The 4,409-nt window shown below is 40.4% G+C and carries 1 protein-coding gene; it reads left to right on the forward strand.

Annotated elements, in window-relative coordinates:
* Nucleotides 1–4,409 (forward strand): hypothetical protein (locus ACFIKE_RS08435; RefSeq protein ID WP_375649261.1); only part of this gene is annotated, 4,409 nt, incomplete at both ends.

A 4,409-nucleotide genomic window follows, 5' to 3' on the forward strand; every position in this document is an offset into this window, starting at 1 on the left:
CATGATGCTATTGTTTACGGGCAGGTAGCGCAGACGAAGGCTGACCAAGGGATTGCAATCGGCTTAACTGCTTTAGCCGGTAGTAGTAGAAATACTAAAAATAGCATTGCAATCGGTTCTTCTCTAACCGATAGTTATGATGAAAAAGAGAGAACAGCTTCATTAGGTGATTTTTCAATAGCCTTCGGTACTAAAGCACATAGTTATGCAAATGAAGCGATTGCTATGGGGTACAATGCATATGCACAGGAGCAGGCGCCGCAGGGAATTGCTATAGGCGCTAGCTCTAATGTGACGGTTGCGAAAGGTGTTGCTCTAGGAAGCGATTCTATATCCGATAGGGCTGCTGGTGAGTTTGGCTACACTTCTTTGTTGCAGGGTCCTGCACAAAACACCGAGGCGCAATGGAAAAGTACGCGGGGCGCAGTTAGTGTTGGTGATTTTTCTAATGGTATAACCAGACAAATTACAGGCGTAGCAGCTGGTTCTAAAGTTACCGATGCAGTAAACCTTAGACAGTTGCAGGACTTAGAACAAGTTGTAAGACAAAACGGTTGGAAACTCTCTGTTGGAGATAAAAATGCTACAACTGTTCTTATGGATAGCGCGGTAGATTTTTCTGCTGGAAGTGCCAACTTGAATATTACAAAGGGCGAAGATAACAATAAAGTGAAATTTGATCTAGCTCAAGACATTGCACTGGAGAGCGTAAAGGCAGGTACAAATACTTTCGATGCTACAGGCTTAGTAATTACTGATGGTCCGAAAATAACCACCGGTGGTATTGATGCTGGAAATAAAAAGGTAACGGGTGTTACACTTGGTGATCTTAGTGCAGATTCACAAGATGCGGTAAATGGGAGTCAGTTGAATGTTGTAGCTACCCATATAGCTGGATATTTAGGCGGTGGTGTTAAATTTACGAATGGCCAATGGGATGATCCAAAGTTCAAAATTAAAACGTTCAATCCGGAGACGAATGAGATTGAAGAAGAAAGTTTTCCAAATGTAGCCAAAGCCTTTGAAGGTGTGGGTAAGTCTTATGTAAATCTTCACAATGAGATTAAAAAAGCTGCCGATGATAGTATCTTTAAATGGCATGCCGAAACGGAGAGCATTACAATTGCTGCCAGTGAGGGAAAAGGTGGGCAAGGAAGTATTGCTATAGGTAAGCTTTCAAGTGCAACTGCCGACAATGGTATTGCATTAGGTGGTTCTGCAAATGTATCTGGTGAAAATAGTATTGCATTAGGTGATTTTGCAAATGCATCTGGTGAAAATAGTATTGCATTAGGTGGACTTTCAGCTGCAACAGCTAAAAATAGTATGGCATTAGGTTCAAATGTACAAGTACTTCCTGAGGGTGGTGTTGCTGTGGGTTATAAATCTGTTTCTCGTAACTCAGTGTCCACAGTTGGCTATGATCCTTCCATAGGGAGCCAGTCAACGGATGATGGTGTGATATGGAAGAGCACTCAAGGAGCTTTTAGTATTGGTGATACTCCGAATAAGATAACACGACAGCTTACAGGTGTGGCAGCTGGTTATGCAGACACTGATGCCGTCAACATTGCGCAGCTGAAAAAATTAAGAGAATTTGTAGCACAAGGGTGGACACTTTCTCTTAATGATAAGGCTGTTTCAGATTTTCAGCCGGGCGATAAGTTAAATTTGGTCTCTGGAAGCGAAAACTTTGAGATTAAAAATAGTGATAAAACAGACAGTAAAGACAAAAAAATAACATTTGATTTGGCACAAGATGTCACATTGAACAGTGTAAAATTAAAAGACGTCACTTTAGATAAAACGGGCTTAACGATTGAAAATGGACCCAAAGTAATAGCGGATGGTATTGATGCTGCAGGTAAAAAAATAACAGGTCTTGCAGGTGGAGATCTTAGCGCAAATTCGAAAGATGCCGTTAATGGTGGTCAGCTTCATACAATTACTGGGGATTTATCAAAAATTTTAGGGGGAGATGTATCCTTTGATGGCAAAAACTTTAAAGGACCAGAGTATAAATTATCGAATATTGATGAAAAAGGTGTTGTAACAGATAAACCGCATACCGATGTTGGTTCTGCCTTTAAAGGACTTGATGACAATATCAAGAATGTAAATGCTCGCATTAAGGAAGTCTCAGAGGGAGTTGCACAAGATTCTTTATCTTGGAGCGATAGCGACAAAGCTTTTGTCGCCCAGCATGGGGAAGGTGATGACAGAAAAGCAAGCAAAATCACATCGCTTGCTGTAGGAGATATTACGAAAGAATCGACGGATGCAGTAAATGGTTCTCAACTTTATTCACTGGGGGATAAGGTTGCAAAATATTTTTCTGATGACGCTGAATATAAGGATGGGGAATTGAATGTTCCTGATTTTAAGCTCAAAATTATCAATGATGATGGCACTGAAGCTGAATCAAGCTATAAGAATGTATCAGATGCATTTTCAGGTGTGGGTCAACTTTTCACAAAGGTTCAAAATGCGATCAGCGATGTAATCAGTAATCTGCTTGTTACGAAAAATGAAGATGTTATCAACATTGGTAAAGGAGTAGAAGGTAGTGAAATCAATATCGCAAACAAGGGTGGTAAGGATCGAACTCTTTCTGGTTTGAAGGCGGCAGAAAAAAACAATGAAGCTGTGAATAAAGAACAATTGGATAAAGGTTTGAAGGATCTTTCTGAGACCCTTCTGTCTGATAGTTCTTCTGTTGTTCTTTACGATAAAACAACAGATGATCAAATTGATTATACAAATGTAACTTTTGGTAAAGGGAAGGATGCTACACCTGTTGCACTGCATAATGTAGCCGCAGGATCGATTGCGGAGAACTCAACGGATGTTATCAATGGAGGACAGGTTTACATCCTTTCAACGGATGTAGCAAAATTCTTGGGTGGAGATGCTGAATTTAAGGATGGTGCTTTTAAAGGGCCAACTTATAATTTATCTAGTATTGATAAAGATGGTGTTGTAACAGATAAACCGCATACCGATGTTGGTTCTGCCTTTAAAGGACTTGATGAGAATATCAAGACTGTTAACGATCGTATTAAGGAAGTCTCAGAAGGAGTTACACAAGATTCTTTATCTTGGAGCGATGATGACAAAGCTTTTGTCGCACTGCATGGGGAAGGCGAGGACAGAAAAGCCAGCAAGATCACATCGCTTGCGGCTGGCTCTATAGTATCAGGCTCGAGTGATGCGATTAATGGCGGGCAGATTTATGATCTGAATCAGTCGCTAGCAAAGTATTTTGGTGGTGATGCTAAGTATGATGGTGATGGCTGGGTTCTTCCAGGTTTCAAGATAATGACTTTCCAAGAAGATGGAAGCTTTGAAGAGGAGGATTATGATAGCATTGCAGCCGCGTTTGCCGGTGTAAATAAGGTCGTCAAGAATCTTCATAATGAGATTTCAGACAACATTGAGCAAAATTCGTTGTTGTGGAGTGATGATGCAGGTGCGTTTGTAGCACAGCATGAGAAAGAAGGTAAAAAGGAAAACAGTAAGATCACGTTCCTTGCGGAAGGAGAGATATTAAAAGATTCCACGGATGCGATTAATGGTGGTCAGATTTATACTCTTCAACAGACATTTGCCTCATATTTTGGTGGAGGAGTTGGTTATGATAAGGAAGGAAACTGGCAAGGCCCCAAATTCCACGTTCAGGTCTTTAATAAGGATGGCACGAAAGGTGATAAAGAGGAGCGTAATAGTGTCTCTGAAGCATTTGATGTTGTTAATGACAGCATGAGCACTATCAACGATCGTATAAAAGAAGTTGAAAAGGATGCTTCTTCGAATAGTCTGAATTGGAATGAAGAAAAAGGAAGCTATGATGCCTCTCACGTTGATAGTCAGGGTGTTAAGAGTCCAAGTAAGATTATCAATGTAGAGAATGGCAAGGTAGACAAAGATTCAAAAGAAGCTGTGAATGGAGGTCAGCTTTGGGAAACCCAGCAGATGATTACAGATCAGGTCAAGGATATTGAAAATAAAGTTACGGAGGGATCTGTACAATATGATAGAGATAAAAAAACGGGCAAAAAGATCAATCAAGTTACGTTAGTTGGTGGAGATGACAGTTCTCCAGTATTAATAGACAATGTAGCGGATGGAAAGATTGAAAAGGATTCGAAAGAAGCTGTTAATGGAGGTCAGTTACATGATTACACAGAACAGCAGATGAAGACGGTTCTTGAAGATGCCAATAAGTATACGGATGAGAAAGTTAGTAGTCTTGTCAATAATGGCGTTAATGAGGCCAATTCGTATACGGATATGAAGTTTGAGACATTAAGTTATACTGTTGAAGATGTTCGGAAAGAGGCAAGACAAGCAGCAGCTGTTGGTTTAGCGGTAGCTGGTTTACGCTATAGTGATATTCCTGGAAAATTAAC

The organism is Bartonella sp. MU70NMGDW (assembly GCF_042194085.1).
GTDB lineage: Bacteria > Pseudomonadota > Alphaproteobacteria > Rhizobiales > Rhizobiaceae > Bartonella > Bartonella grahamii.